This is a genomic window from Acidiphilium sp., from assembly GCF_049977125.1.
Lineage (GTDB): Bacteria > Pseudomonadota > Alphaproteobacteria > Acetobacterales > Acetobacteraceae > Acidiphilium.
In genome coordinates, this window is sequence record NZ_JBMFGY010000141.1 from 1 (window position 1) to 4,378 (window position 4,378).

Genomic DNA, 4,378 nt, shown 5'->3' on the forward strand with positions numbered 1-4,378 from the left:
GCGCTCGCGCGGGGCAAGATCACCGAGGAGACCGCGTACCTGATCGGCCGGGAGTTCGGCGATGTCGGCTGATGTCATTCCCGCAGAAAGGAGGTGATCCGTGTGGCGCTATACCATGTCGCCCTTCCGGCTGTTCGTGATCGACGCCCGCGCTCTGGTGCCGCTGATGATCTTTCTTGTCCACTGGAGCTTGCTGACGCTGAAGATTGCCGGCGTTGGTGTGCTGATCTTCGCCGGCGTGGAATATGCCGGTGTCCGGTTCACAGCCGCGTTCCGCATCATCCGGGGCTGGATCTACGGACCCATCCGGCCGGCCCGGCGCACTAGCTGGAGGCGCTACCACGCATGAGCGCGGCACTCGATCTCACCCGGGTCAGCCGCGTTCTCGAGGCGGTGCTCGACCGTGACTCCCGCCCGGTGATGTTGCGCAGCATGGCGAGCTGGCAGCTTCACCGGGTGCCGACGCATGTGGCCGCGGCCCCGGCGGGGCTGCTCCCGGCCTTTCTCGTTGCCGGCGATGCATTGCTGCGCGAGGCGACCGGCAAGGGAGTTGAGACCGATCTCCAACCGGAGCGGGTTTCGCTTCTGGGCTACCGGGTCGCTTCGGTGCGTCATCAGCGCTTCAGCGACGTCATGCTGGCGATGATGGAGGCCACGGATCAGATCGCGCGCAACGGCCGCCTGATGGCAGACGATCTCAAGCTCGTTTTTGAATTGTCGCAGACGCGTCTTGCGCGTATGATGGGCACGGCGCCGCTCGATGCCGGTTCCATCCCCGACATCAGGCACAGTCCCGAACAATCCCCTTTGTCTGGACCGTCGCCATGAGCAGGCAGCTGCGCGACGCGTGGCAGCGTCCCTCCATCAGGACATGGTTGGGGGTGACAGCATTGACCGGCTGCCTGCTCGCCTCGAGCGCGTCGGCTGCGATCGCATCGCAACCGCTACCGCCTCCCGGTTCGTCATCGACGATCTCCGGCGCGGGACGGCACATGGCGTCCTGCATCGAAGCCGCCGCGTCGACCTGGCATATCTCGCCCCTCGTCATCCTGATCCTGCTGCATGTCGAAGGCGGTTCGCTCGGCGCGGTTCATCCGAATGCCAACGGCACCGTCGATATCGGCCCGATGCAGATCAACCAGATCTGGCTGCCGACGCTCGCCCGTCATTGGCGCGAGACGGTGCCGCAGACCTATGCCACGCTCGAGAATAGTTTCTGCGCCAACGTCGTCGCCGGGACCTGGATCCTGCACAAGGCGATCGTCGAGGCGCACGGTCATCTCTGGCGCGGCGTCGCCTACTACCATTCCCACACGAAAGTTTTCGAGAGCGACTATCTCCGCGCGGTGCTGGCCGAAGTCCGGCACCTGCAGGCGGAGATGCGCATGCATGACGGCGAGGCATCATGAGCGGCAGTCTGCGCACCCGGCAGAATTCTCTGGAGGAGGCGGGGCTCGCCCTCGTCTTCATGATCATCCTGGTCGGCGGGCTGCTGTTCTTCGGCTGGTTCAAGGCGCATGCCATCGTCTCGCTCGTGATGCTCGCGATCCTGCGCGCGGAACTCTGGCCCGCCTCGCTCTGGACCCACAGCGTCGACCAGGCGCGCCAGGCCATGCAAGCCGCCCATCCCGCGACCGTGACGCTGCATCAGATCGTCCGCGCCTGCGCTTTCGTCGGCCTTGTCTATCGGATCCCGGCAGCGCTCTTCCTCGCCGGGCTTGCGGCCGTGACGATCTGGAAGGCTCCCGGCGAACGCTTCGCCCGGCCACTGGATTTCGAGGGGTTGATGAAGCTGCAGGCGATGAATTTCCCCTCGATCGCCGCCTTCCTCGAACGGCGGCACAGTCTCGTCCGCCCCGGCACCGACGCGGTCCGGCCGGCGGATTTCGCGCTGCATCTCGGTGAATGGATCGGCCTGTATGCGCTCGATGCCGAAGGAAGCTACGACCCGATCGCCGCCCATGGTGCCCTGGTCGCCCAGCTGGGTCCGGTGTGGCGCGGTCTCGATGAGGCGACACCGCAGGTTCGCGCGATGGTCGCTGTGTTTGGCCTGCACGCGGCACGCGAACGCGACGAAGCTCGTACCCTGCTCGGTGTGCTCTCCACATCGCTCGCCCCCCTGACGACCGAGGAGAAAGCCCAACAGGATAACAAGGCCGATCCGCTCGCTCGTACCGGTCCGGTAGCCCCGCTCGTCTTCCCGCCCGACGCGATCTCCGCGGTCGATGCCGTCCTGCATCGGCACGAGATCGTTCAGCCCGCGCTGGCCGTGATGGTGAATTACGCCTTCACCTCGACCGCGCTGATGGGCCTGCTGATGCATGCACGGGCGCGCGCCGGCGTTCTGGCCCCCGCGCAATTCGCTTTCCTCAAACTCGTCGATCGCCCGCTCTGGTACGCGCTGCACAGTCTCGGGTTTCCCCTGACCATCAGCGATTACGGGCCGCAACCGAACGCCCGGATCGAGGCGCTCGGCAGCCGGGCACATTGGGAGGCCGAACGGGCGGTGCGGCAGAGATTGCCGCGCCCCCGGATGGAGATGGCGATGGCGGCGATCGACCAGCGCCTGCGCGATCCGGCCAATCGCGGCCGGTCGATTACGGAGACACGATGATGCTCATTCACCTGCGCTCGATCGACGGGCAACCGCAGATCACCATCGATCCCGAGGGTGAGGCGCTGCCCTGCATAGAGACCCTGCCCTGGCACGGAAGCTCGTTCCGCCTCACCTGGTCCGCGTCCGGGGCGAGCGGGAGCAGGGGTGGGGATGGCAGGGAGGTCTTCCCCGGCGATCCGCGTGCACTTCATCCGACGGATACCGCCTCACCTTCGACCCCGCCCGCGAAACCGGGCGGTCGCATCGGGCAGTTCGCCGCGATGACGGCGACCTTCGCCGGGTTCCTCGTCGTCGGCATGATCATCGCCACGGTCTTCCGGGTGGGACCGTCGCGGGGTGTCGATGTGGGCCCCCGCGGCATCGCGGCACAAATACTCCGCCGTGATATTCCCTATGCCATCGCGCCCGCTCCTGCGGCAGACGTCGCGCCGCCCCCGGCAGAAATCGCCGCCCCTTATGCCGGGCGGCCGGAGCCACACGTGCGGGTGCCACCCCCCGAACCCGCCCGCGTCGCGGCACCACCGCCGCAGCTACCACCACCGCCCAATCCGGGGGTATTGTTCGGGTTGCACTCATGAGCAAACGGACCGTCATCGGCCCGGACAACAATACCGAGCGGACCGGCGCGCAACTCTATCGCGACGTCCGCCCGGGATCGACGCGCTTCCTCGATCTGGTCCGGACCGCGTTCGGCGGCTTCCTGATCATCGGGCTCGGCTTCATCGGCGTGATCGAACCGGCAGCACTGAACATCGTTCTGCTCGGCAGTCTCGGCATCGCCCTCTACACGCTGTCCGGCGCCGTCGTGCTGCCGTTCCGCCTACCCGTCCATTCGAAGCTGAAGGACCGCAATCATCCGCTGCCCGGCTCGCGCAAGCCGCGCCCGGCCGCCGGGACCTATTATCTCGGCCATATCTGGAACTCGCAAAAGCAGGTCTGGGCGGCGGATGACGACATGCGCCAGGGCATTCCGATCCTCGGCACCACCGGCGCCGGCAAGACCCGCGGCATCATCAGCATCCTCTGCAACTCCCTCCTTCAGGGCAGCGGTTTCACCTTCGTCGACGGCAAGGCGCAGAACCGGCTCTACAGCGATGTCGTTGCCCTCGCGCGCCGCTGCGGCCGCGAGGACGATGTGCTCACCCAGAATTATCTGGTCGCCTCGGGCAACCGCGACACCAACACCTTCAATCCCTTCGCCACCTGCAACGCCGACGTCCTGCGCGAATTGCTGGTCAGCCAGATCGAGGAAAACCCCTCGGGAGGCGGCGACAGCAATGGCGTGTTCCGCGCCGGCGCCATCGCGCTTCTCGGCTCGCTCGCGCCCGTGCTCGTCTGGGTTCGTGACAACAAGCAGATCCCGATCGACATCGAGCGCATCCGCTACGCCACCGAACTCCGCTCGGTCGCAGCCATCGCGGCGAAGAAGAAATTTCTCCTCCGCATCTCCGACCGCGATGACCCCCGCGAGATCGATATCGGGGATATTCCCGACGCGCTGCTCTACCCGCTCCGCGCCTATCTCGGCGAGACCGGGGATTTCGATCTGCAACTCGACTGGAACCGCCAGAAATCCACCGAACCCTCGCGCCAGCACAGTTTCGTGCTGCTGCATTTCCGGCAGACCTTCACCCAGCTGGCCGTCACCCTCGGCCATATCTTCAAGTGTCAGAACGGCGATATCGACATGCGCGATATCGTCCTCAACCGCCGCATCCTCGTGGTCAATCTGCCCGCCCTCGAGAACGCTGGTGAAACCAC

At 66.1% G+C, this 4,378-nt stretch carries 5 protein-coding genes and 1 pseudogene; all 6 read left to right on the top strand.

The features are described 5' to 3' along the window. The first annotated feature begins 100 nt into the window (after positions 1-100). Positions 101-349 carry an IcmT/TraK family protein gene (gene icmT, locus ACP5E6_RS15015; protein WP_427955307.1) on the top strand — a complete coding sequence of 83 codons (249 nt, stop codon included), beginning with the start codon at positions 101-103 and terminating at the stop codon, positions 347-349. Next, entirely contained in the window at positions 346-828 is a 483-nt protein-coding gene (locus tag ACP5E6_RS15020; RefSeq protein WP_427955310.1) for a hypothetical protein, read from the top strand. The genes icmT and ACP5E6_RS15020 overlap by 4 nt, the downstream gene beginning before the upstream one ends. After that, positions 825-1,409 carry a lytic transglycosylase domain-containing protein gene (locus ACP5E6_RS15025; protein WP_427955312.1) on the top strand — a complete coding sequence of 195 codons (585 nt, stop codon included), beginning with the start codon at positions 825-827 and terminating at the stop codon, positions 1,407-1,409. The genes ACP5E6_RS15020 and ACP5E6_RS15025 overlap by 4 nt, the downstream gene beginning before the upstream one ends. After that, positions 1,406-2,614: a hypothetical protein gene (locus tag ACP5E6_RS15030; RefSeq protein WP_427955315.1), complete on the top strand. Its 1,209-nt coding sequence runs from the start codon at positions 1,406-1,408 to the stop codon at positions 2,612-2,614. The genes ACP5E6_RS15025 and ACP5E6_RS15030 overlap by 4 nt, the downstream gene beginning before the upstream one ends. Then, positions 2,611-3,195 (top strand): hypothetical protein, encoded by a 585-nt coding sequence (locus tag ACP5E6_RS15035; RefSeq protein WP_427955318.1) that lies wholly within the window; start codon positions 2,611-2,613, stop codon positions 3,193-3,195. The genes ACP5E6_RS15030 and ACP5E6_RS15035 overlap by 4 nt, the downstream gene beginning before the upstream one ends. Next, positions 3,192-4,378 (top strand): annotated as a pseudogene (locus ACP5E6_RS15040) (type IV secretory system conjugative DNA transfer family protein); the annotation flags it as partial. The gene ACP5E6_RS15035 and the pseudogene ACP5E6_RS15040, both read left to right, overlap by 4 nt.

Bases quoted from the DNA above. Each gene is read 5' to 3' on its own strand.
- ACP5E6_RS15035 (WP_427955318.1), top strand. From the start codon at position 2,611: ATGATGCTCATTCACCTGCGCTCGATCGACGGGCAACCGCAGATCACC.
- ACP5E6_RS15025 (WP_427955312.1), top strand. From the start codon at position 825: ATGAGCAGGCAGCTGCGCGACGCGTGGCAGCGTCCCTCCATCAGGACA.
- ACP5E6_RS15020 (WP_427955310.1), top strand. From the start codon at position 346: ATGAGCGCGGCACTCGATCTCACCCGGGTCAGCCGCGTTCTCGAGGCG.
- ACP5E6_RS15030 (WP_427955315.1), top strand. From the start codon at position 1,406: ATGAGCGGCAGTCTGCGCACCCGGCAGAATTCTCTGGAGGAGGCGGGG.